This is a genomic window from Mesorhizobium sp. B2-6-1 (assembly GCF_006440475.1).
In the GTDB taxonomy this organism is placed as follows: Bacteria; Pseudomonadota; Alphaproteobacteria; order Rhizobiales; family Rhizobiaceae; genus Mesorhizobium.
In genome coordinates this window covers 198,636-222,006 of the sequence record NZ_VFUH01000010.1, presented here as the reverse complement: position 1 = coordinate 222,006, position 23,371 = coordinate 198,636, and the positions used below count along the sequence as shown (strand labels likewise).

The 23,371-nt window shown below is 61.1% G+C and carries 25 protein-coding genes; 22 read left to right on the top strand and 3 right to left on the bottom strand.

Features of this window, described 5'->3' with window-relative positions; all coding sequences use genetic code 11:
- The first annotated feature begins 9 nt into the window (after positions 1-9).
- The 8 genes from tkt (at position 10) to gph (ending at position 8,049) form a co-directional block, all read left to right on the top strand.
- The gene (tkt, locus tag FJ443_RS21135; protein ID WP_140557417.1) at positions 10-2,019 is read left to right on the top strand and encodes a transketolase; all 2,010 of its coding nucleotides are present in this window, start codon (positions 10-12) and stop codon (positions 2,017-2,019) included.
- 11 nt (positions 2,020-2,030) lie between these two features.
- A complete protein-coding gene (gene fba, locus FJ443_RS21130; RefSeq protein ID WP_140498214.1) occupies positions 2,031-3,110 on the top strand; it encodes a class II fructose-bisphosphate aldolase in 1,080 nt (359 codons plus the stop codon).
- 21 nt (positions 3,111-3,131) lie between these two features.
- Positions 3,132-4,625 (top strand): ribulose-bisphosphate carboxylase large subunit, encoded by a 1,494-nt coding sequence (locus tag FJ443_RS21125; RefSeq protein ID WP_140498217.1) that lies wholly within the window; start codon positions 3,132-3,134, stop codon positions 4,623-4,625.
- 18 nt (positions 4,626-4,643) lie between these two features.
- Positions 4,644-5,078, top strand: coding sequence for a ribulose bisphosphate carboxylase small subunit (locus FJ443_RS21120; protein WP_140498220.1), 435 nt, complete (start codon positions 4,644-4,646; stop codon positions 5,076-5,078).
- Positions 5,079-5,085: 7 nt separating this feature from the next.
- Positions 5,086-6,024 (top strand): CbbX protein, encoded by a 939-nt coding sequence (cbbX, locus tag FJ443_RS21115; RefSeq protein WP_140515140.1) that lies wholly within the window; start codon positions 5,086-5,088, stop codon positions 6,022-6,024.
- A gap of 61 nt (positions 6,025-6,085) precedes the next feature.
- Positions 6,086-6,772, top strand: a complete 687-nt coding sequence (gene rpe / locus FJ443_RS21110; RefSeq protein ID WP_140665693.1) for a ribulose-phosphate 3-epimerase — start codon at positions 6,086-6,088, stop codon at positions 6,770-6,772.
- Between the two features lie 21 nt (positions 6,773-6,793).
- Entirely contained in the window at positions 6,794-7,351 is a 558-nt protein-coding gene (locus tag FJ443_RS21105; protein WP_140665690.1) for a thioredoxin family protein, read from the top strand.
- Complete coding sequence (gene gph, locus FJ443_RS21100) at positions 7,348-8,049, top strand: phosphoglycolate phosphatase (protein WP_140665687.1); 702 nt, start codon at positions 7,348-7,350, stop codon at positions 8,047-8,049. The genes FJ443_RS21105 and gph overlap by 4 nt, the downstream gene beginning before the upstream one ends.
- 48 nt (positions 8,050-8,097) lie before the next feature.
- Here the strand turns inward: gph and FJ443_RS21095 are convergent, their stop codons facing one another.
- A complete protein-coding gene (locus FJ443_RS21095) occupies positions 8,098-8,478 on the bottom strand; it encodes a cytochrome c family protein (protein ID WP_140498230.1) in 381 nt (126 codons plus the stop codon).
- A 360-nt stretch (positions 8,479-8,838) separates the two neighbouring features.
- On the opposite strand from FJ443_RS21095, the gene FJ443_RS21090 reads away from it, so the two are divergent.
- The 6 genes from FJ443_RS21090 (at position 8,839) to FJ443_RS21065 (ending at position 13,587) form a co-directional block, all read left to right on the top strand.
- The gene (locus FJ443_RS21090; RefSeq protein WP_140498232.1) at positions 8,839-9,048 is read left to right on the top strand and encodes a hypothetical protein; all 210 of its coding nucleotides are present in this window, start codon (positions 8,839-8,841) and stop codon (positions 9,046-9,048) included.
- A 31-nt stretch (positions 9,049-9,079) separates the two neighbouring features.
- Positions 9,080-10,066, top strand: a complete 987-nt coding sequence (locus FJ443_RS21085; protein WP_140665684.1) for an ABC transporter substrate-binding protein — start codon at positions 9,080-9,082, stop codon at positions 10,064-10,066.
- A 77-nt stretch (positions 10,067-10,143) separates the two neighbouring features.
- Positions 10,144-10,890, top strand: coding sequence for an ABC transporter permease (locus FJ443_RS21080; protein ID WP_246681233.1), 747 nt, complete (start codon positions 10,144-10,146; stop codon positions 10,888-10,890).
- The gene (locus FJ443_RS21075; protein ID WP_140498534.1) at positions 10,859-11,599 is read left to right on the top strand and encodes an ATP-binding cassette domain-containing protein; all 741 of its coding nucleotides are present in this window, start codon (positions 10,859-10,861) and stop codon (positions 11,597-11,599) included. The genes FJ443_RS21080 and FJ443_RS21075 overlap by 32 nt, the downstream gene beginning before the upstream one ends.
- Positions 11,600-11,607: 8 nt before the next feature.
- Positions 11,608-12,606: a quinoprotein relay system zinc metallohydrolase 2 gene (locus FJ443_RS21070; RefSeq protein WP_348641935.1), complete on the top strand. Its 999-nt coding sequence runs from the start codon at positions 11,608-11,610 to the stop codon at positions 12,604-12,606.
- A 30-nt stretch (positions 12,607-12,636) separates the two neighbouring features.
- Positions 12,637-13,587: a quinoprotein dehydrogenase-associated SoxYZ-like carrier gene (locus FJ443_RS21065; RefSeq protein ID WP_224655931.1), complete on the top strand. Its 951-nt coding sequence runs from the start codon at positions 12,637-12,639 to the stop codon at positions 13,585-13,587.
- A gap of 52 nt (positions 13,588-13,639) precedes the next feature.
- Here the strand turns inward: FJ443_RS21065 and FJ443_RS21060 are convergent, their stop codons facing one another.
- Complete coding sequence (locus tag FJ443_RS21060; RefSeq protein ID WP_140498241.1) at positions 13,640-13,993, bottom strand: hypothetical protein; 354 nt, start codon at positions 13,991-13,993, stop codon at positions 13,640-13,642.
- Between the two features lie 686 nt (positions 13,994-14,679).
- Between FJ443_RS21060 and FJ443_RS21055 the strand changes: the two genes are divergently transcribed.
- From FJ443_RS21055 to pqqE, 8 genes are all read left to right on the top strand, one after another.
- Positions 14,680-16,581, top strand: coding sequence for a methanol/ethanol family PQQ-dependent dehydrogenase (locus tag FJ443_RS21055; RefSeq protein WP_140498243.1), 1,902 nt, complete (start codon positions 14,680-14,682; stop codon positions 16,579-16,581).
- A gap of 176 nt (positions 16,582-16,757) precedes the next feature.
- A complete protein-coding gene (locus FJ443_RS21050; protein ID WP_140515133.1) occupies positions 16,758-17,282 on the top strand; it encodes a c-type cytochrome, methanol metabolism-related in 525 nt (174 codons plus the stop codon).
- Positions 17,254-18,147, top strand: a complete 894-nt coding sequence (locus FJ443_RS21045; protein ID WP_140515132.1) for a substrate-binding domain-containing protein — start codon at positions 17,254-17,256, stop codon at positions 18,145-18,147. The genes FJ443_RS21050 and FJ443_RS21045 overlap by 29 nt, the downstream gene beginning before the upstream one ends.
- Entirely contained in the window at positions 18,144-18,704 is a 561-nt protein-coding gene (locus tag FJ443_RS21040; protein WP_140515131.1) for a PQQ-dependent catabolism-associated CXXCW motif protein, read from the top strand. Before FJ443_RS21045 ends, FJ443_RS21040 begins: the two co-directional genes overlap by 4 nt.
- Before the next feature lie 413 nt (positions 18,705-19,117).
- Positions 19,118-20,056 carry a pyrroloquinoline quinone biosynthesis protein PqqB gene (pqqB, locus tag FJ443_RS21030; protein ID WP_140665679.1) on the top strand — a complete coding sequence of 313 codons (939 nt, stop codon included), beginning with the start codon at positions 19,118-19,120 and terminating at the stop codon, positions 20,054-20,056.
- The gene (gene pqqC, locus FJ443_RS21025; protein ID WP_140498254.1) at positions 20,053-20,811 is read left to right on the top strand and encodes a pyrroloquinoline-quinone synthase PqqC; all 759 of its coding nucleotides are present in this window, start codon (positions 20,053-20,055) and stop codon (positions 20,809-20,811) included. The genes pqqB and pqqC overlap by 4 nt, the downstream gene beginning before the upstream one ends.
- Positions 20,808-21,104 (top strand): pyrroloquinoline quinone biosynthesis peptide chaperone PqqD, encoded by a 297-nt coding sequence (gene pqqD / locus FJ443_RS21020; RefSeq protein ID WP_140665675.1) that lies wholly within the window; start codon positions 20,808-20,810, stop codon positions 21,102-21,104. Before pqqC ends, pqqD begins: the two co-directional genes overlap by 4 nt.
- Entirely contained in the window at positions 21,101-22,222 is a 1,122-nt protein-coding gene (pqqE, locus tag FJ443_RS21015) for a pyrroloquinoline quinone biosynthesis protein PqqE (RefSeq protein ID WP_140557402.1), read from the top strand. Before pqqD ends, pqqE begins: the two co-directional genes overlap by 4 nt.
- A gap of 9 nt (positions 22,223-22,231) precedes the next feature.
- Here pqqE and folP read toward each other — a convergent pair whose 3' ends face one another.
- Positions 22,232-23,008: a dihydropteroate synthase gene (folP, locus tag FJ443_RS21010; RefSeq protein WP_246679502.1), complete on the bottom strand. Its 777-nt coding sequence runs from the start codon at positions 23,006-23,008 to the stop codon at positions 22,232-22,234.
- Positions 23,009-23,371: the final 363 nt, after the last annotated feature.

Here is a 23,371-nt window from a genome sequence, read left to right as displayed (position 1 = left end):
GAGGACGCCATGACCAGCCAAACAGCACTAAAGCCTGCCGCCACCGCCGTCGTCTCGGAGCTCGACATGGCGAACGCCATTCGCGTGCTGGCGATGGACAGCGTCCAAAAAGCGAATTCGGGACACCCCGGCATGCCGATGGGCATGGCCGATGTCGCAACGGTGCTGTTCAACCGCTTCATCAATATCGATCCCTCCAGGCCGGGCTGGCCCGACCGTGACCGTTTCGTGCTTTCAGCCGGCCATGGCTCGATGCTGCAATACGCGCTGCACTATCTGCTCGGCTATGAAGACATGCAGATCGAGGAGTTGCAGCGGTTTCGGCAACTGGGCAGCCGCACGGCCGGACATCCCGAATATGGCCACGCGCTTGGTGTCGAGACCACCACCGGCCCGCTCGGACAAGGCATTTCCACGGCGGTCGGAATGGCGCTGGCGGAGCGCATGCTTGCTGCCCGCTACGGTGCCGATCTGGTCAACCATCATACCTATGTGATTGCAGGCGACGGCTGCCTGCAGGAAGGCATCAGCCACGAGGCGATCGACCTCGCCGGCCACCTGAAGCTTTCCCGCCTGATCGTGTTCTGGGACGACAATGCGATCTCCATTGACGGGCCAACCTCCCTGTCCACGTCGATGGACCAGCCGGCGCGCTTCAAAGCCGCCGGCTGGGATGTCCAAACGGTCTCCGGCCACGACATGGAAGCTGTCGCCGCGGCTATCGAGGCGGCGCGGCAGTCGGATCGACCGTCGCTGATTGCCTGCCGCACTGTAATCGGCAAGGGCGCCCCCAATCTCGGCGGTTCGGAGAAGACGCATGGCGCGCCGCTGGGCGAAGCAGAGATCGCCGCGACCCGCGAGAACATCGGCTGGACCTTCGCGCCGTTCGAGGTGCCGGACGACGTGCTTTTCGCCTGGCGCGAAATTGCCGGCCGCGGCGAAGCGATGCGGGGTGCGTGGGAGCAGCGGCTTGCCGCCTCGCCGCAGCGAGAGGCCCTCGAGAACGCGGTCGCCGCCAGACTGCCCGACGCGGTCTTCGAAGCGCTCGATGCCTTTCGCCGAGAGCATGTCGAGAAGGCAACCAAGGTGGCAACGCGAAAAGCTTCCGAAATGGCGCTGGAGGTCATCAACGGCGCCACGGAATTGACCGTCGGCGGCTCGGCCGATCTGACGCACTCGAATCTGACGATCACCAAGGGCATGAACCGCATTGCGCCGAGCGATTATGCCGGCCGCTATATTCACTACGGCATTCGTGAACACGGCATGGCCGCCGCCATGAACGGCATCGCATTGCATGGAGGCTTCGTGCCCTATGGCGGTACGTTCCTCTGCTTCGCGGACTATGCGCGTGGTGCGATACGGCTCTCCTCGCTCATGGGCCAGCGCGTCATCTACGTGATGACGCATGATTCCATCGGCCTCGGCGAGGATGGCCCAACGCATCAGCCGGTCGAGCACCTGGCGATGCTGCGTGCCACGCCGAACCTCAATGTCTTTCGCCCAGCGGATATCATCGAAACGGCGGAATGCTGGGAACTTGCGCTGAAGAGCAGGGATCGGCCGAGCGTGCTGGTGCTGTCGCGCCAGAACCTGCCGATGCTGCGTGAGGCGCACAGCGACGCGAACCGCTCCAGCCAGGGCGCATACATCCTGCGCGAGCCAGCCAGGCACCGTGCCGTCACCCTGATCGCAACCGGCTCGGAGGTCGAGATCGCGGTTGCCGCCGCCGAAAGGCTGGAGACCGAGCATGGCGTCGCCGCCGCGGTCGTCTCGATGCCATGCTGGGAGCTTTTCGAGGAGCAGGAAAGCGCCACCCGCAAGGCCGTTCTCGGCTCCGCGCCGCGCGTCGCGGTCGAAGCGGCGGCCCGGCTGGGCTGGGACCGCTGGGTCGGCGAGACGGGCGCTGTCGTCGGCATGGCCGGTTTCGGCGCCAGCGCCCCTGCCCCCGATCTGTACCGGCATTTCAACATAACGTCCGAAGCGGTTGCTGCGGCGGCGCTGAAGCTCATCATCTAGGAGGACCCACAATGGCCCGCATCACCCTTCGCCAGCTTCTCGACCATGCCGCCGAGCACGGCTACGGCGTCCCTGCATTCAACATCAACAACATGGAACAGGGCCTCGCAATCATGGAAGCGGCCAAAGCCTGCGACGCGCCTGTCATCATCCAGGCCTCACGTGGGGCCCGGTCCTACGCCAACGACGTCATGCTGGCCAAAATGATGGAGGCATTGACTGAAATGCATCCGACCATTCCGCTGTGCATCCATCAGGACCACGGCAACGACGAGGCCACCTGCCTTTCCGCGATCCGCCACGGCTTCACCTCGGTGATGATGGACGGATCCCTGATGGCAGATGCCAAGACGCCGGCAAGCTATGCCTACAACGTCGCCGTAACCGAACGAGTCACACGCATGGCGCATTGGGTCGGGGCTTCCGTCGAAGGCGAACTGGGCGTGCTCGGATCGCTGGAAACCGGCCAGGGCGAGGCCGAGGATGGCCACGGCGCCGAGGGCGCGCTCTCCCACGACCAACTCTTGACCGATCCCGATCAGGCGGTCGACTTCGTGGCCACAACCCAGGTGGACGCGCTGGCGATCGCCTGCGGCACCTCGCACGGCGCTTACAAATTTACCCGCAAGCCGGACGGCGACATACTGGCCATGCAGGTGATCGAGGCGATCCACGAGAAGCTACCCAACACGCATCTGGTCATGCATGGCTCTTCCTCCGTGCCACAGGAACTGCAGGACATCATCAACAAATATGGCGGCGAGATGCCCCAGACCTTTGGCGTCCCGGTGGAGGAGATCGAGCGCGGCATCCGCTACGGCGTGCGTAAGGTCAACATCGACACCGATTGCCGCATGGCCATGGCCGGGCAGTTCCGCCGCGTCGCGACGGAGAATCCGCGCGAGTTCGATCCCCGAAAATTCCTGAAGCCCGCCATGGATGCCTTGCACGATCTTTGCCGAGACCGCTTCGAGCGTTTCGGCACGGCGTCCAACGCCTCGAAGATCAAGGTCATCGCCATGGACGAGATGGCCAAACGCTATGCCGCGGGAAAACTCGCGCCCCATATCGCAACCGCGAAAGCCGCCTGAGCAACAAACAGGAGACCTGTCATGAACAAGATCGATATGCTGCCAGCGGGTACGCTCAAGGAAGGCAAGGAACGCTACAAGTCAGGGGTCATCCCTTACAAGAAGATGGGCTACTGGGAGCCGGACTACAGGCCCAAGGAGACCGATCTGATCGCCATGTTCCGGATCACGCCGCAACCCGGCGTCGACCACGAGGAGGCAGCGGCCGCCATCGCCGGTGAATCCTCGACCGCGACGTGGACCGTGGTGTGGACCGACAGGCTGACAGCCTGCGAGCTCTACCGCGCCAAGGCGTTCAGATCCGAGCCGGTTCCAAACACCGGTCCCGGCACCAAGACCGAGCAACAGTACTTCGCCTACATCGCCTACGACCTCGACCTGTTCGAGCCGGGCTCGATCGCCAACCTGACCGCATCGATCATCGGCAACGTGTTCGGCTTCAAGGCGGTCAAGGCGCTGCGACTGGAAGACATGCGTATCCCGGTCGCGTATCTCAAAACCTTCCAGGGACCCGCAACCGGCATCGTGGTGGAGCGTGAGCGGCTCGACAAGTTTGGCCGTCCGCTGCTCGGCGCGACGACGAAGCCGAAGCTCGGCCTGTCAGGCCGCAACTATGGCCGCGTCGTTTACGAGGCCCTGAAGGGCGGCCTCGACTTCGTCAAGGACGACGAGAACATCAACTCGCAGCCCTTCATGCACTGGCGCGACCGCTTCCTCTACTGCATGGAGGCGGTGAACAAGGCTTCAGCTGCCACTGGCGAGGTCAAGGGCCACTATCTCAACGTCACCGCCGGCACGATGGAGGAGATGTACGAGCGCGCCGAATTCGCCAAACAGCTTGGCTCCTGCATCATCATGATCGATCTCGTCATCGGCTACACGGCGATCCAGTCGATGGCCAAGTGGGCACGCCGAAACGACATGATCCTGCACCTGCACCGCGCCGGCAATTCGACCTATTCGCGCCAGAAGAACCACGGCATGAATTTTCGCGTCATCTGCAAATGGATGCGCATGGCCGGCGTCGACCATATCCACGCCGGCACTGTGGTCGGCAAGCTGGAAGGCGACCCGCTCATGATCAAGGGGTTTTATGACACGCTGCGCGAGGAGCGCACGCCGCAGAATCTCGAGACCGGGCTGTTCTTCGATCAGGACTGGGCCTCGCTCAACAAGGTGATGCCCGTCGCCTCGGGCGGTATCCATGCCGGCCAGATGCACCAGTTGATCCATTATCTCGGCGAGGACGTCATCTTGCAGTTCGGTGGCGGCACGATCGGCCATCCCGACGGCATCCAGGCAGGCGCGACGGCCAATCGCGTTGCATTGGAAGCGATGATCCTGGCCCGCAACGAGGGACGCGATTATTTGCGCGAAGGAACCAAAATCCTCGAACAGGCGGCCAAATGGTGCACCCCGCTGAAGGCTGCCCTGGAGACCTGGAAGGATGTCACCTTCAACTATGAATCGACCGACACGGCCGACTTCGTGCCAACCGCAACGCCCAGCTTCTAGAAGAAAGGAACCGTCGCCATGATGACCAATCCGGGAAACAAGGTCACGCAGGGACAGTTCTCGTTCCTGCCCGATCTCACTGATGAGCAGATTTCGGCGCAGATCAAATATGCGCTGAAGAACCACTGGGCCGTCAGCGTCGAGTACACGGACGATCCGCATCCGCGAAACACCTATTGGGAAATGTACGGCAACCCGATGTTCGATTTGAGAGACCCGGCGGGCATCCTGCTCGAAGTCAACGCTTGCCGGAAAGCCTGTCCGAACATGTATGTCCGGGTAACCGCCTTCGATTCGACCAAGGGATGGGAAGCGCCGCGCATGTCGTTCATCGTCAACCGGCCACCCAGCGAACCCGGGTTCCGGCTGCTGCGCCAGGAGCGTGACGGCCGCAGCCAGGGCTATTCGATCGTGCCTTATGCCACCGACAGGCCCGAGGGCGAGCGGAGCTAGCTGAGCCATGCTGGACACGATAGCCAAAGGCGCAGCCGCGCAGGACGAATTGGTTGATCTGCAGGCCGAGTTCGAAGCGTCCAACATCGACGAGGTGATGGATAAGCTTGACCGCGAACTCGTTGGCCTGAAGCCGATCAAGAACCGCATCCGCGAGATCGCGGCCCTTCTCCTGGTCGACCGGCTTCGCCGCAAGTTCGGACTGACCTCGGGCGCACCGACGCTGCATATGAACTTTACGGGAAACCCCGGCACGGGCAAGACCACCGTGGCGCTGAGGATGGCCGAAATCCTGCATCGACTCGGCTATGTCCGCGAAGGCCACCTGGTCGCGGTGACGCGCGACGATCTCGTCGGCCAGTATGTGGGCCACACCGCACCCAAGACGCGCGACGTGATCAAGCGTGCCATGGGCGGCGTGCTTTTCATCGACGAGGCCTATTACCTCTACAAGCCCGAGAACGAACGCGACTACGGCCAGGAATCGATCGAGATCCTGCTGCAATGCATGGAAAATAATCGTGACGACCTGGTCGTGATCCTTGCCGGCTACAAGAACAAGATGGATCGTTTCTTCGACAGCAATCCCGGCATGCGTTCGCGCATCGCTCACCACCTCGATTTTCCCGACTACGGCGTCAGTGAGCTGAAATCGATCGCCGAGATCATGCTAGCGGAGCAGAATTATCGCCTCAGCGAGGCGGCCGCCCAGGCCCTCGAAGAGTATCTTCCGATCCGAATGAGGCTGCCGCATTTCTCCAACGCGCGCTCGGTGCGCAATGGGCTGGACCGGGCGCGGCTTCGCCAGGCCAATCGGCTTTTCGCATCGCGAAGCCGTGCCCTGACCAAGGCAGACCTTATTACCATCGAGGAATCCGATATCCGCGGCAGCCGCGTATTCGCGGAAGGGAAGCTCGAAGGCGAACCGGAGACGAAGACGCGCTGAGGGCGAAGCCGGCTGGCGGGCGGCGACCCGACACGGAAGACAGAAATTGGAGACGACGACCATGGTCACCAGGACAATCATCGCGCCCTCCGTGCTTTCCGCGGATTTCTCGCGGCTCGGCGACGAGGTCGAAGCTGTCGTTCAGGCGGGCGCCGACTGGATCCATCTCGACGTGATGGACGGGCATTTCGTGCCCAACATCACCTTCGGTCCGCCGGTCATCAAGGCGATCCGTGGTCGAACGGACAAGATCTTCGACTGCCATCTGATGATCGCGCCGGCCGACCCCTATCTGGCCGCCTTCGCCGATGCCGGTTGCGACATCATCACGGTGCATGCCGAGACTGGACCGCATCTCGACCGCTCATTGCAGGCGATCGGGAATCTTGGCAAGAAGGCCGGGGTGTCGCTCAATCCGTCGACGCCGGAGAGCGTCATCGAGTATGTGCTCGACCGGCTCGATCTGGTGCTGCTGATGACGGTCAATCCAGGCTTCGGCGGCCAGGCTTTCATCTCAGCGGTCGTCGAGAAAGTCAGACGGATCAAGGCTTTGGTTGGCCATCGCCCGATTGACATCGAGATCGACGGCGGAGTCACGGCCGAGACCGCCCCGCTGGTCACCGCGGCTGGCGCCAACGTACTGGTCGCCGGTTCGGCTGTATTCAAGGGAGGCACCGAGGCAGCCTATCGTGCCAATATCGGCGCCATCAGACAGGCGGCCGATGGCGCGATCCGGAAAGCCGCGTAAACCGTTGTCGGGGAGACGAACATGGCTGCGGTCCCACCTGTATGCGATTTCGGCTGGCCCGCCATCGATGCCGTTTTGCCCGGCGTCGACGGCACGTCGCATTCCATCTTCGGTCACGCCGGCCCGAATGGCCTGGTCGTGGCCTTCATCTGCAATCACTGCCCTTATGTGAAGGCCGTGATCTCTCGCATCGTACGCGACGCCAATGACCTCAAGGCCGAAGGCATCGGCTTCGTCGCGATCAACTCCAACGATGCCGACACCTACCCGGACGATTCCTTCGACCACATGAAGCGCTTCGCCATGACGAACGGCTTCAGCTTCCCTTACCTGCACGACGGGGCCCAGACTGTAGCGCGCGACTACGCAGCGGTGTGCACTCCCGATTTCTTCGGGTTCAACAGCGAACTGAGACTGCAATATCGCGGCCGGCTGGACGCGTCGCGACGCGAATCCGGACCGCTCGGGCTGCGACGCGATCTGTTCGAGGCGATGAAGCAGGTTGCTCGAACCGGCGATGGTCCGTTCGACCAGATCGCCTCGATCGGCTGCTCGATCAAGTGGAAGGATGCTGCATGAATGTCGGCGCAGGTAGGTCGCTTCGACCGCCGAAGGCGATCCTGTTCGACCTCGACGGCACACTGGTCGATTCGGCGCCTGATATAGCGGCCGCCGTCAACGAGTTGCTGGCCAGCCGCGATCTGCCGCCGTTGGGCCTGGACCAGGTCAAGGCCATGATCGGTGGCGGCGTCAGGAAATTGATCGAGCGGGCCTTCGCGGCGTCGGGAGCGCCGCTCGTCGGCAACGCGCTCGATGAGGCCAACCGCGTCATGGCGCCGATCTACAGCCGACATCTGACCGGCCTGACAAGACTGATGCCTGGCGTCAGGGAGGTTCTCACACACTTCTACGCGAAGGGAATGGCCATGGGCGTGGCGACCAACAAACCGCAGTTGGCGACTCGCGAGATCCTGCTGCATTTCGGACTGACGGAATATTTCCGTGCGATCATTGGCGGAGACGCGGTGACATGCCTGAAACCCGCGCCCGATGCTCTGCTGCTGGCGCTCGCCCAGCTTGGAGTCGACCCCTGTGACGCGCTGCTGGTCGGAGACAGTGGCGCCGACGCAGGCGCCGCACGCGCCGCCGGCATGCCCGTCATTCTGCTGCGCGGCGGATACACCCATTTTCCGGTTGAAGAGCTTGGCGCCGACCAGGTTTGCGACAGCCTTTTCGACCTGCCTGCGGCGATGCAGGGGCTGCAAGCCGGTGCTTGATCGGGGCGAACGCCGGCCGGACGCAAGTTCGAACGGCCGGCGGCGCCGCTATTTCGAGAATTGCTTCAAATAGGCGATGACGTTGGCGATGTCTTGGTCCTGCTTGAGGCCGACGAACGCCATCTTCGTTCCTTTGACCATGGCCTTGGGATCGCGAAGGTAAGTCGTCAGCGTGGGTTCGTCCCATTTGACGCCGGACTTGCCTGCCGCGACCATCGCTTGGGAGTAACTGAACCCCGGGTGTGTGCCAGCCGTCCGGCCGATGACGCCGTTCAACGACGGGCCGACCTTGTTCTTGTCCTGGTCGGCGACATGGCAGACCTTGCATTTGGCGAAGACCTTCTCACCCGCCGCGGCATCCTGTGCCTGGGATTGGCTTGTGATGAAGGACACAGCAAACACGACTGCGAAAAATGCGATTGCGCGCATGGCATTTCCTCATGGATCGTCTGGGTGCCCTGGACGATTTTGCGCATGCCGATCTTTCATCCATTGGCATGCACCTTACGCGGTGGAGTGGAGTATCCGCTTTCCCTTTGTGAAGCGGCGCCGCGCGAATCGAAAAGCTAGTTGGCGTGGGGTGAAAGTCAATCGTATAAAGGTATAGAGGCTTGGGTACCCAGGGTACCGGTATTCGTCTTTGTTGACGGCTATCGGGCGAATGCGTAGCTTCAAGACATCCGGTTTCTCCACTGGCACCTCGGGAATCCGGCAACTGGCGATTTTGTCCAGGCTCCTCATTGGGCCGGACCAGTCGAGACAGGCGTCCCGGAGCGCAAGAGGTGCTAAATGGATATGGTCGATCTCATATTAACGGTGTGCCTCAGCACCAATCCGGGCAATTGCCGAGACGAACACCTCTATTTCGAGAGCCGCGGCTCTCTGCTCCAATGCATGTTCCTTGCACCCAGCGAGATCGCGAAATGGTCTCAGGAACACCCGGCCCTCAAGGTCATGCGCTGGAAATGCGCCTTTCCGAGCAAGGAACGAGCGATCTGATTGACGTCCTGGAGCCCAGGGAGGAGGTGTCATGATGATTTCACGGCGCAACACGCTGCATCTAGCGGTTCTCGGCACAGTCGCTGCTCTTGCCGCAAGGCCTGTCTTTGCAGCAGCCAGGATTCGCGTCGGTGTCCTGAAGTTTGGAACCGTGAGTTGGGAACTCGACACGTTGAGGCAACACAAATTCGATGTGGCGAACGGGATCGATCTGGAGATCATCGATTTCGCCGGGGAGGACGCGACCAACGTCGCCTTGCTGGCCGGTGCGATCGACATGATCGTCTCCGACTGGTTGTGGGTCTCGCGCCAACGGTCGGAAGGCGGCGACCTCACATTAGCCCCCTATTCGACCGCTGTGGGGGCGATCATGGTGAAGGAGGGGTCGCCGATCCGGACCGTCGCCGACCTCAAGCACAGGAAGATCGGCGTCGCCGGCGGCCCGCTCGACAAGAGCTGGCTCCTGATACAGGCTCTGACCAGACGCGACTACGGGGTCGACCTGTTGGCAACCAGCGACATCATCTTTGGCGCGCCACCGCTGATTTCGGAAAAGGCCATGCAGGGCGAACTCGATGCGGTGCTGAATTTCTGGCATTTTTGCGCCCGTCTCGAGGCCAACGGCTTTCGTCGATTGATGGGCGTGAACGATGCGGCGCGTGCGCTCGGCGCCTTGGGACCTGTGTCGGCACTCGGTTACGTCTTCCACGACCAATGGGCGAACGAGAACCCGGAGGCCGCCAGGGGCTTCGTCAGGGCCTCCGCGCAAGCCAAGGACCTGCTGGCGAGATCCGACGAGGAGTGGCTGCGCCTGGCGCCGATCATTCGCGCGGAAGGCAAAGAACTGGAAAAACTCCGCGACCGCTACCGCCAGGGCATCCCCAGGCGGGCGGTCGCCGAGGAAGCGGCCGACGCCGGCAGGCTCTATCATGTGCTGGCGGCGATCGGTGGCGCGAAGCTGGTCGGCAGCGCGCCCGAGATGGCGCCCGGCACATTCTGGCAGGACCGCGCGAAATGACCGCACCGGAAACCAGCAACGGCACGCGAGGTACCTCGACGAGCATGTCCGGGCGATCCAGCTTGGCGACAACGCTGATGCCCGCGCTGACCGTGGCGGTTTCCTTGCTCGGGCTTTGCCTGCTGTGGAGCCTTGCGGCGAGTGTCTGGCGGAGCCGTGCCCTCCCGGGGCCGGGACAGGTCTGGCAGGTGCTCCTCAGGGAGGCTGCGAGCGGCGACCTCTTCTATCATCTCGGCGCGACCCTCGGCCGGGTCACCGCGGCCTATATCGTCGCGATGATCATAGGATCGGTCATCGGCGTTCTGCTCGGCAGCTATCGTCGCGCCGACCGCTTTTTCAACCCATGGGTAATTCTATTCCTCAACATCCCGGCGCTGGTCGTCATCGTCCTCGGCTATATCTGGTTCGGACTTAACGAGGTCGCGGCGATCGGCGCGGTGGCGGTGAACAAAATCCCGAATGTCGTAGTGACGATGCGTGAGGGCGCCAGGGCGCTTGATCCGAGCTACGCCGAAATGGCCACTGTCTATCGCTTCGGTCCTCTCGATCGCATCCGCCACATCCTGCTGCCGCAATTGCAACCCTATCTTGCCGCCGCGTCACGATCCGGCATCGCCCTCATCTGGAAGATCGTCCTGGTCGTCGAACTGCTCGGCCGGTCGAACGGCGTCGGCTTCCAGATCCATCTCTATTTCCAGCTCTTCGACGTCGCCGCCATTCTTGCCTACACACTGGCTTTCGTGGCGGTGATGCTCGTCATCGAACTTCTTCTGGTGCAACCCGTTGAACGACATGCAACCCGTTGGCGCCGTCGTCCCGCTTAGGGTCGATATCGCTGAAAAGACTTTCAGGTCCGCGCAAGGCGTCTCGATCACGGCGCTTCAGGACCTTTCCTTCGAGGTCCGGCAAGGCGAATTCGCCTGCTTGCTGGGACCGTCGGGCTGCGGCAAAACCACGACGCTGCGTATCCTGCTTGGGTTGGACAAGGATTTTTCCGGATCCTTCCAGTTGCCGCAAGGAGGCTCCAACCGCATTGCGGCCGTGTTCCAGGAGCCGATCTTGCTGCCGTGGCGAACGGTGGAGCAGAATGTCAGGCTGGCCTTGCCGAAAAGCTTGAGAACGAAGAATCTTGACGGGCTCTTTGAAACTCTCGGCCTCGCCGGCATGCGTTCTCTCTATCCTGCGGAACTGTCGCTCGGCCTTGCGCGCAGGGCAGCACTTGCCAGGGCCTTCGCTACCGAGCCGGCGATGCTTGTCCTGGACGAACCCTTTGTCTCGCTCGACCACCAGACCGCCGAGCGGCTTCGTCACCTGCTTCTGTCGGTATGGTCGGCACGACCCACGACCGCCTTGATGATAACGCACGATCTACGCGAGGCGCTGATGCTGTCGGATCGCATCATCGTGCTCGCGCCGCGACCAGCACATGTGCTCGGCGTGTTCGACGTGCGGTTGCCTCGGCAACATCGCAATTCACAGGTGATGAGTGACCTTCTGCGGTCGTTCCGGCAAAGGTTCCCGGGCGTCACCTGAACGCCCTGATGGTGAAATGCATATCGGAGGACCCCATGTCGATTGATCGGCTACGACGCAGGGTTATGAGTGGCTTTGCCTGCACCGCCGTCAGCGCTGCCTTGCTGCCATGCTGCCTCGGACGAGCCGCCTTGGCCGCGGCTGGCAGCCTGCGGTTCTCGGTTGGCCAAATCGCCGACGGCGTCTTCGCCTTCCAGGGCGTGGATGAATTGATGACCGCAACAAACGACGGTGCCATCTGCAATCTGGGCGTCGTCGTCGGCACCGACGCGGTTGCCGTCATCGACAGTGGCGGCAGCCTGACCGAGGCGCACGCCTTGCTCGCCGCGATCGGAAAGATAACCGCAAAACCGGTTCGCTTCCTGATCAACACCCACATGCATCCCGATCACATTTTCGGCAATGCGGCATTCCGGGAGATCGGCGCGACCATTGTTGGCCATCGCAATCTGCCGCGTGCCCTCGAGGCGCGTGGCGCGTTCTATCTGCACAATTATCGCGAACAGGTCGGCGAAGCGCTTATGAACGGAGTCGAGATCGTTTCGCCGGCGATGCTGGTCGACGATCGCCTGGAACTCGATCTCGGCGGGCGCATGCTCGAACTGCGGGCATGGAAGGCTGCGCACACCGACAACGACCTGACCGTCTTCGACCCCGAGACCCGCACTCTCTTTGCCGGCGATCTCGTGTTCATGGGGTCCTTGCCGACGCTCGACGGATCGCTGCTTGGCTGGCTCCGCCAGATGGAGGCGCTCGCCGCGATCAGCGCCGCGCGCGTCGTTCCGGGTCATGGTCCGGTACCGGCCGACTGGCCGCAGGCGCTGGCAGGAGAACGGCGCTATTTCGAGATTCTGGCGCGCGATATCCGCAAGGCGATCGCCGACGGGACGCCGCTCCGAGAGGCCGTCAAAACCGCCGCCGGAAGCGAACGGGGCAAATGGCACCTGTTCGACGACTACAATGAGCGCAACGCAACGGCTGCTTTTGCTGAACTCGAATGGGAATAGACCACACCGACATGCGCCAGAGATCATGAAGTGGGGCGATTTGCCAACGCGTCGTCAAAGGCATATTCTAAACGCCAGCCTGGGCACCACCTCTGTTGCATTGGTGGAGGCATCGAAATGCAAAATCACGCTTACGCGAGCAGGCAGTTCGCCTTGTCGCTTGCACCATTCTTGGCCGCAATCATCTTGACCATCGGTACGCTGTTCGGCGTCTCCTCAGCCGCCAACGCACAGCAAACAACGGCTTCTTCGGAGAAGATCTGGGAAGACTTGAAAGGCGACGTGTTCGGCGACCGAGCTATTCTGGTCGATACCGGCGTGGTCAGGATCGAAGCGCCAAAGCGGGCGCAAGATGCCGCCATCGTGCCTGTCGACATCTATGTTGACCCAGCCAAGGCGCCGGACGGCATCAAATCCGTGACCTTGATCATCGACGCCAATCCTGCGCCGGTGGCGGCAACGTTCCAGATCGGCAAGGACGCCGGGGTGACACATCTGTCGACACGCGTGCGCGTCAACGATTATTCCTATTTGCGTGCCATAGCGGAGACTCAAGGCGGCCAACTCCACATGGCTCAGACCTTCGTCAAGGCGTCAGGCGGCTGCTCCGCCCCTGCGGTCAAGAACCAGGACGAGGCCATGGCGACGATGGGGCAGATGAAGTTGCGCCAGTTCCCACCCCAAGAGACGATGAGCAAGGCAGAGGAGTTGCAGTTGATGATCCGCCACCCGAACAATTCGGGCCTGCAGCGGGATCCGTTGACCCAGTATTTCATTCCCGCGCATTTTGTTCAGAAGCTGTCGATCTCGCAGGCCGGCCGGCCGATCCTCTCGATGGAAGGTGGAATATCGATTTCAGAAGACCCTAATTTCCGATTCGATTTCACGGCGCACGGCAATGGTGAAATCCAGGTCGAAGCGATCGACACGGATGGCAAGGTATTCCGCAATCAATGGCCGCTGGAGAAAACGGGGCTCTGAAGTCTCGAAATACGGTATGCCGCGCTGCCACCGCGATGGGCACGCTTGATCTTTAGAAGCAACGCACGTCGGCTTCCGACTGCGCACGCTTCAGCTCTGTACGGGCTGCCTTCGCCGGTGCGCTTTCCCGAAACAGCCCCGCGTTTTCCCCCGTCGTCAAAGACATGCTCTTGAAGGTCTCGGCCGTCTCATAGTGGTCGTAGGGAAGGATCGAGGCGATGACGTCGATCGAGCAGGAACAGCTTTCCAGCGCCTGACGCGTCTGGCCGTTCGTTCGCATGCAGCCGAGCACGTAGTCGACAACCGTTACTGTGGGATAGTCTCCCGCAGCACCTGCCGGGTTTGCGATGGCCAGTGTCGCGGTGAAGAGCAGCGGCAAGGTCGAGAATCCAACATATCTGATCATGAGAAACCTCCGGTTGGTCCGGGTTCGATGCGCCCGGACGAGATCGGCGTGCCAGTTGGCAACGCGCCGTAAAGCCAGTCAAGCACCCATGGGTTCCGTATACGACCAAAGGAGGAAAGGGCTGTCCACGAGCGATAGCTATGGATGACGACTTGATCACCGGCTCCGCGCCCAGGCTCCTACGACCGCTTCGCATCTCGCTCAATACCGGGCAACGGCGAGACTTTTTACATGCCATCCAAGATGGGCAGTGATAAACATTAGCAAATAACCTTGGTGTATATTAAAATCAAAAGATCGCCCGTAAGACTATCTTAATACCGTTCTCGGTCTCCACGGAGGCGCAAAACACTTCATATTAAGTTTGTAGTTCTGTTCATTTCTACATATTGCAGTGCATCATTTAGAATATTGCGGTGCAACAATGCACTAGGCCTTTTTTGCTTGCCTAGCCTTTTGGGATGACATAGCCTTTCCCTGTTTCCGGCTTCAAGGGCGTCACCGTCATTAGGGAGCGGCGACAGTCTTTCGTAGGCCAAAGTGAGGTGGGCAGTAACGGTGCCCTCTGCACATCTGGCTTAGGTCGTGACACGCTGCCGGAAATATTTCCCCCCCGTGAATCGCTTGGGCGAGCCCTTGTGGGCCTGACAGTCGATTCATCACTGTGAACCCCGGGAGGAATTCGGATGCGTGTACTTACGAAAGCTACGTATATTCTAACCACTGCGGCGTTTCTGTCGCTCGGCGCGGCCTATACGGCGTCGGCCAACGAGGATCTTGCAAAGCTCGCTTCGGATGCGAAGAACTGGGCGATGCAGACGGGTGACTACGCCAACACCCGCTATTCCAAACTCAACCAGATTACTGCGGATAATGTGAAGAACCTGCAGGTCAAATGGACCTTTTCCACCGGCGTGCTGCGCGGGCATGAGGGTGGACCGCTGATCATCGGCGATGTGATGTATGTCCATACGCCCTTCCCAAACAATGTCTTTGCGCTCGACCTCAAGAATGACGGGAAGATCCTCTGGAAATACGAGCCCAAGCAGGATCCGAATGTCATTCCGATCATGTGTTGCGATACGGTCAATCGCGGTGTTGCCTATGGTGACGGCAAGATCATTCTCAATCAGGCCGACACCACGGTCGTCGCCCTCGATGCAAAGACCGGCAAGGTCGTCTGGTCGGTCAAGAATGGCGACATGACCGACGGCGGCAAAGGCGAATCCGGCACGGCTGCCCCCGTCGTGGTCAAGGATAAGGTACTCATCGGCGTGTCCGGCGCCGAATTCGGCGTTCGCGGCTGGCTGGCCGCCTACAATCTGAAAGACGGCAAACTTGCCTGGAAAGCCTATTCGGAAGGTCCCGACGCCGACACCCTGATCGATCCCGAGAAAACCACCCAGCTGGGCAAGCCGGTAGGCAAGGATTCCGGCACCAACACCTGGGAAGGCGAGCAATGGAAGACAGGCGGCGGCACGACATGGGGATGGTATTCCTATGATCCCAAGCTGAACCTGGTCTACTACGGCACCGGCAATCCCTCGACATGGAACCCGGTCCAACGGCCTGGCGACAACCGCTGGTCAATGACGATCATGGCCCGCGATGCCGATACCGGTGTTGCCAAATGGCTCTACCAGATGACCCCGCATGACGAATGGGACTATGACGGCATCAACGAGATGATCCTCGTCGACGGCATGGAGGTCAATGGCGCCAAACACGACGTGCTGGTGCATTTCGATCGTAATGGTTTCGCCTACACCATGGATCGCGCCACCGGCGAGCTTCTCGTCGCCAAGAAATACGATCCAGCGGTGAACTGGGCGACGGAAGTCGTCATGGACCCAAAGAGCGAACAGTATGGTCGCCCGCAGGTCGTGGCGAAATATTCGACCCAGCAGAACGGCGAAGACACCAACTCGACGGGTATTTGCCCGGCGGCGCTTGGAACGAAGGATCAACAGCCAGCTGCCTATTCGCCGAAAACCGGCCTGTTCTATGTTCCGACCAACCATGTCTGCATGGACTATGAGCCGTACAAGGTAAGCTACACCGCCGGTCAGCCTTATGTTGGCGCCACAGTGTCGATGTACCCGGCACCTGGCGGCGACGGCAGCATGGGCAACTTCATTGCCTGGGATGCGGCCAAGGGCGAGATCGTCTGGTCGAAGCCTGAGAAGTTCTCCGTGTGGTCGGGCGCGTTGGCGACAGATGGCGACGTCGTCTTCTACGGCACGCTCGAAGGCTACATCAAGGCGGTCGATAAGGACGGCAAGGAACTTTACAAGTTCAAGACCCCGTCCGGCATCATCGGCAACATCACCACGTACGAGCATGACGGCAAGCAGTACATCGCCGTTCTGTCCGGCGTCGGTGGGTGGGCAGGTATCGGTCTGGCAGGCGGTCTGCTTTCGCCTGACAACGCTGCTGCCTGGCATGGCGCCGTCGATCAGGGCCGTGCGCAAGGCGATCAGTCCGCGGTCGTTGGTACCGCAGGTCTGGGTGCCGTCGGCGGCTACGCGGCACTTGCCGACTATACGACGCTGGGCGGTCAGCTCACCGTCTTCGGTCTCCCGGACTGACGGGCGGGGAACCTTAAGCACGCCTCGGGTCTTGTTGGACCGGAGGTTTGAAAAACGAGAGCCCGGATCATCCGAAACCATGGCCGGGCTCTCGATGCGGTTGCACCCCCGACACACCGATCAATGCCGGCCACGGCAGCAAAACCGTGTCCACGGCAAATGAAGGAAGCGTTTGAATGTCCGTTCGCATTGTAATTTCGGCTTTCGTCCTGGCTCTGCTGCCTCTGGCAAGCTCAGGCGTGGCGTGGGCCGAGGACAGCATGGAAAAAGCCAAGGCGGTGAAGCAAGAAGGCGGCAAGTATTTGGATGCGGATGGAAATCCGACCTACAAGATCGAGAACGGAACCGTCGACTGGTACACGTTCAGCGGCTACCGCCGGTATCACTCCGATTGCCATGTCTGTCACGGACAGGATGCGACAGGTTCGAGCTACGCGCCGGCCCTGGTCAACAGCTTGAAAACCATGGACTACGCCACGTTCCTCTCGATCGTCGCCGAGGGCCGCAAGAATGTCGGCGGCGGCAAGGAAAACGTCATGCCTGCCTTTGGCGACAACAAGAACGTCTATTGCTACCTGGACGATCTCTATGTCTACCTGCGCGCGCGCGCCGATGGTGCGGCGCCACGCGGCAGGCCGCCCAAGCACGAAGACAAGCCGCAGGCGGCGAAGGATGCCGAAGCATCCTGCATGGGCGGATGACATGAACGGCTGCGGTGCATTGAAGCTGCGCGTCGTTCTGCCGATTCTAGGCGCGCTGGCCTTGTTGCCATCGAACGCGCAGGCGCAAGGCGCCGGCCTCGGCGCGGCGGGAGAACTGGTCGATCCCGACATTCTGCGCGTCTGCGCCGATCCTTCGAATATGCCCTTCACCGACAAGAGCGGCGAAGGCTTCGAAAACAAACTTGCCGAACTGGTAGCCGCGAAAACCGGACGGAAGTCCGTCGCCTATACCTGGTTTCCACTTGTCACCGGCTTCGTTCGCAACACGCTGGGGGCCAACCGATGCGACATCATCATGGGCTATGCCCAAGGCGATGAACTGGTGCAGAACACCAACGCCTATTATCGCTCCACCTATGTGCTGGTCTACCCGAAAGGCAACGATATGGAGGGCGTCGAAACGATCGAGGATCCCAAACTCACGGGCAAGACGATCGGGGTTGTCGAGCGCACGCCGCCAACCGCCAACATGGCCGCCAACAAGCTTCTGCGGACCGCCAAGATCTATCCGCTTGCGGTGGATACGCGTGTCACCCCCTCCATGGGGGAGGTCATGATCAAGGACATGCTGGCCCACAAGATCGACGCGGCGGTCCTGTGGGGACCGATGGCAGGCTACTATGCCAAGCAACTTGGAGCCGATGTGGCGATTGTTCCGCTGGTAAAGGAAAAAACCGGCTCGCGCATGTCCTACCGCATCACCATGGGCGTACGTCCGTCCGACCAGGAATGGAAGCGGACGCTCAACCGGGTGATCAGGGAAAACCAGGCGGAGATCAACAGGCTCCTGCTGAGTTACAACGTGCCGCTGATCGACGAACACGACAAACCGATCACCCAATGAAGGGAAGGGAGACTGTTTTTTTGCTGGTCGCTGCGAGCCTTATGGGTCTGGCCGAACCGACGCGGGCTGGCGAGATCGCCGAACCCAACGGGTACCGGATGGACGACTATCGGGCGCCGGTGCCGCCGACGCTGCAAGGCGCCAGGGTGGTGACGACGGCGGAAGCTGAAGCGCTGTGGCGAGCGAAGAAAGCTGTCTTCTTCGACGTGATGCCGAACACGCCCAAGCCGACCAATTTGCCGGCAGGAACGATATGGAGAGACAAGGTTAGAAAGGACATTCCAGGCAGTACATGGCTGGCCAACGTGGGATACGGCGCTATTTCGCAAGAGACCACCAGCTATTTTCGCCAAGGCCTCGAAGCCAAGGCCGGCACGGACAAATCGCGAGCGATTCTGTTCTATTGCATGACGAATTGCTGGATGTCCTGGAATGCCGCTAAACGGGCGATCGAGTGGGGCTACAGTTCGGTAATCTGGTATCCACTCGGCGCTGATGGGTGGGAAGGTGCAAATCTTCCGCTGGAGGTGAAAAAACCATATGAAACGAACAATTGAAGAAAGGTTATGCAATTATTCCAGGTAGTTTTGCTTTTCGATTTTTCAAAACCTACTTTTTCATTTGTCCATTTTGAGACGTGATGGACGAGCCATTGCTTTGGTGCCCTGCAATGGTTGGCTAACAACAGGGATCGGTCCCTACGGACTGGTATAAGAGGAGAAATGTCATGAAGAAGAACTGGAAAAAACCGACCATGTGCCAGGTTGCTGCGGGCATGGAAATTTCTCGGTATCTGCCTGCCGAAATTACTCCCAAGAGGTAGGCCGCAGAGGTGCGTGTCCCTGGCAACAGGGGCACGCATCCCCGCAAGGGTTTTGGCGAAAGGTTTTGACGCGTGTAGGGCGCGCGCGGCACTTTTCAGGGCTGCAAATTGCCTGCTGGTCAGAGAAGCCGCGGGGCGGGCATTTTCATGCGTTTGAGGATCATCGGATCGGCGGCAGGCGGCGGCTTTCCGCAATGGAATTGCAATTATCGTCTCAGTCGTGCGGCCCGCTCCGGGATGGCTGGCGTGCATTCACGAACCCAATCAAGTGTCATCGCCTCGGCGGATGGGGTCGGCTGGGTCCTTTTCAATGCCTCACCCGACATTCGCCAGCAGATCGCGGCAACGCCAGAGTTGCAACCTGCGGGCGACGCGCCGCTGCGCTCGACCCCTATCCGCGCGGTGGTGCTGACCAATGCCGATGTCGATCATATCGCCGGACTGCTCAGCCTGCGCGAGCGGCAGCCTTTCGCCATCTATGCAACGGCGCAGGTTCTGGCGACGCTGGAGGCGAATTCGATTTTCAACGTTCTCGATCCGGCGGTCGTGCCGCGGCGCATCCTGCCGACAGCGAAAGAATTGGTCATCTGCGATGCCGAAGGCAGCGAGACCGGCGTGATGATCGAGAGCTTTCCGGTGCCTGGAAAGATAGCACTCTATCTGGAGGACAAAGACCATCCGGATGCCAATTTCAGCTCCGACGCCGGTGACACGATTGGAGTCCGAATTGCGGGTATTGGCAGCCGCGATTCTGTCTTCTACATCCCAGGCTGCGCGCGCATCGATGCGACGCTGCGCGCGCGTCTTTGCGATGCAGCCTGTCTTCTGTTCGACGGCACTGTCTACACCGACGACGAGATGATCGTCGCCGGCGTCGGTCAGAAAACCGGCACGCGCATGGGGCATCTGGCGATTTCGGGAGACGCGGGTTCGATCGCCAGCCTGGCCGATGTGAGGCTGGGCCGCCGCGTCTTCGTCCATATCAACAACACCAATCCGATCCTTGACGAGAATTCGGCCGAACACGCGGCGGTCAAGGCGGCAGGCTGGGAAGTCGCAGGCGACGGCATGGAGATGGAATTTTGAACGATTTCCGCGATGCGGCCAAAGGCGGCCTGTCCACGAGCGATCTCGAAGCCGTGCTGAGGCAGGTCGGCGCCGAGCGCTACCACAATCATCATCCCTTCCATCACAGGATGACCAGCGGCGCGCTGTCGAAGGCCGAGATGAAGGCCTGGGCGCTGAACCGTTATTGCTACCAGGCTGTCATCCCGCGCAAGGATGCCATGATCCTCGCACATGCCGAGGATCCGGCGTTTCGCGCCGCCTGGCGCAAACGTATCGAAGACCATGATGGCGAGGACGGCTGGAGCGGCGGTATCGCGCGCTGGCTGCATCTGGCAACCTCGCTCGGCCTGGATGCCGAGGCCGTGAAGAGCGAAAGGCTGGCACTGCCGGCGACACGGTTCGCCGTGGGGGCATACCTCTCCTTTTGCACCAACCGAACGCTGTTCGAGGCGGTCGCGTCGTCGCTGACCGAGATGTTCTCACCGCTTATCATCGGCGAGCGCGTACCGGCGATGCTGGCCAAATACGATTATATCACCGAGGATACGCTGGCCTATTTCAAGCAACGGCCCGAACAAGCCTCGCGCGACGCCGACTTCGCCCTCACCTACGTGCTCAGCCATGCCGATACGGCGGAACGCCAGCAGCAGGCAATAGATGCGCTGGTGTTCAAATGCGATATACTCTGGGCCATGCTTGATGCGCTTCAACACGCCTATGGCGAGCCGGGAAACATACCGCCCGGCGCCTTCCGCCCCGAGGCAGCCCCATGATGATGCTGCGCGAAAGAGCCTTGGTGTCGCTGGGATCGATACCCTTCCTGCCGAAGCACGTGCGCATACAGTACGATTCCGTGCGGCAGGCATTCGCCGTGCTGTCACCGGAGAGAATATTCTGGCCGAACGATATCAGCCTCGACATATTGCGGCGCTGCGACGGACGGTCCACGGTCGGCGAAATCATCGCCGGCCTTGCCACGGATTATGAGGCCGAGGAGGAGGCCGTGGCGGCCGACGTCATCGCCTTCCTGCAAGAGTGGTCGGACAAGCTGCTGGTGAAGCTATGAACACGCCCCTCCTCCCTCCTATCGGCATGCTGGCGGAACTGACACATCGCTGCCCGCTGCAATGTCCTTATTGCTCCAACCCGCTCGAATTGCAGAAGGCCAATCGCGAACTCGACACACAGACCTGGCTCAGCCTGTTCTCGGAGGCCGCCGATCTCGGTGTTCTGCAGGTGCATCTGTCAGGCGGTGAGCCGACGCTGCGCCGCGACCTCGAGCAATTGATCGCCGGACTTTCAGCGCGCGGCGTCTATACAAATCTGATTACCGCGGGCGTCGGCATCGCCGAAGGCCGCATCGAAGCATTTGCCGAAGCCGGGCTCGACCATCTGCAATTGAGCTTTCAGGGCGCACGGCCTGAGACCACCGAACGCATCGGCAACCACAAAGGCAGCCACGACAAGAAGCTGGAGACGGCACGCCGCGCGCGAGCTGCCGGCTTGCCTCTCACCATCAACGCGCCGATCCATCGCCATAACATCGAGGAGGTACCGGAGTTCATCGATCTTGCCCTTTCGCTGGACGCGGAGAGGCTCGAGATCGCCAACGTCCAGTACGCTGGCTGGGCTTTGATCAATCGCGATCAGCTGATGCCCGAGCGTGCAGCAGTCGACCGGCAGGCGGAAATCGTCGCGGAAGCACGCGAGCGGCTGGCCGGCATTATCAACATCGATTTCGTGACACCAGACTATTTCGCCATCTACCCCAAACCGTGCATGGGTGGCTGGGCGCGTGACGCGTTCATGGTGGCGCCTGACGGCACCGTGCTGCCGTGCCATGCCGCGCAGACGATCCCGTCGCTCAGCTTCGAGCGTTTCAAACCACACACCCTCTCCTCGATCTGGGCCGATTCGCCGGCGTTCAATGCCTTCCGCGGCACGGACTGGATGCAGGAACCCTGTCGCGGCTGTGAACGACGCGAGATCGACTGGGGCGGTTGCCGCTGCCAGGCGATGGCGATCGCCGGCGATGCCGCCGCAACGGATCCGGCTTGCGCGAAGTCGCCGATCCACGCGCGCATGGCGATGCTGATCGACGAAGCCAAGCGTACCGCGACAGTTCCTTCGGAGGACGAACCATTCACCTACCGGCGTATCGGCGTCGTGACCGAGCCCGCCTGACAGGTTCTTTCATTCCGCCGTATTCTCGCGCTCGCGCACTGCGTCGGCGAAAGCCAGGGCATCGCGATTGATCCCGACATTGTGCACACGAAAAATCGAAGCACCCTTCAACCGCAGGATGACGCTGGTTGCAGCTGTGCCAACGTCCCGCCCTTCGTCGCTTTCGCCGACCAGGTGATGGGCAAGCCTCTTGCGCGAGGTGCCGACGAGCCATGGAAAACCAAGAGCGCGCAGTTCGCCGAAGCGAGCCATGAGTTCAAGGTTCTCCTCTCCGCTCTTGGCGAAAGCGAAGCCTGGGTCCAGCACGATGCAGTCGTCCGGAATGCCGGCGTTGCGCGCGATCTCCAGCGATCTGTTCAGGAACAGGAACTGGTCGGCGATTACATCGGCCAACTTTTTCCGGTCGCGCCCGGTGTGCATGATGACGAGGCCAGCGCCGGCTTCCGCTGCGACGTGCGCAATGTCGGGTTCGCGCTGCAGGCCGTGTACGTCGTTGACGATATGTGCACCCGCCGCGACCGCGAGACGCGCCGTCTCGGCCCGATAGGTGTCAACCGAAACGATGCAGTCGCCGTCCGACGACAGCGCCTCGATGATCGGGAGGATACGCGATTGTTCCTCAAGCGCCGAAACGCTGCCGGCGCCGGGCCTGGTGGACTCGCCCCCGACATCAATGATCGCCGCGCCCTCGCCGATCATACGCCGTGCCTGTTCGAGTGCCCGCTCCGGCCGATCGAATTCTCCACCGTCGGAAAAACTGTCCGGCGTAACGTTCAAGATCCCCATCAGTAACGATCTCGCACCAAGATCGAGATACCGTCCATGAGCAAGTTGCCAACGGTTCATCGGGCGAGCGCGGCGAGCATCGACGCCACGCCTCCCTGGTGATCGCTCGGACATAGTCCGCCGGGTGCATTCTCGCGAGGGATGCTGAGCTCCATGCCGCGCAATACCGCAGTTGGTGTCGTGGTCATCGTCATTGTGGAATTCGCGTCGTATTCGATCTTTCGGTCGCCCAGGCTATCATAACCCCACAGTGCGAGAAGCGAATGTTCGGGCGCCGCAGGGTGTGCGAGAGCCGCCGAGGAAGGAACCACGGAGATGGCAATGGCAATTTCGATTTTCGGCTGGTGTCGTCAGTTCGGGCCA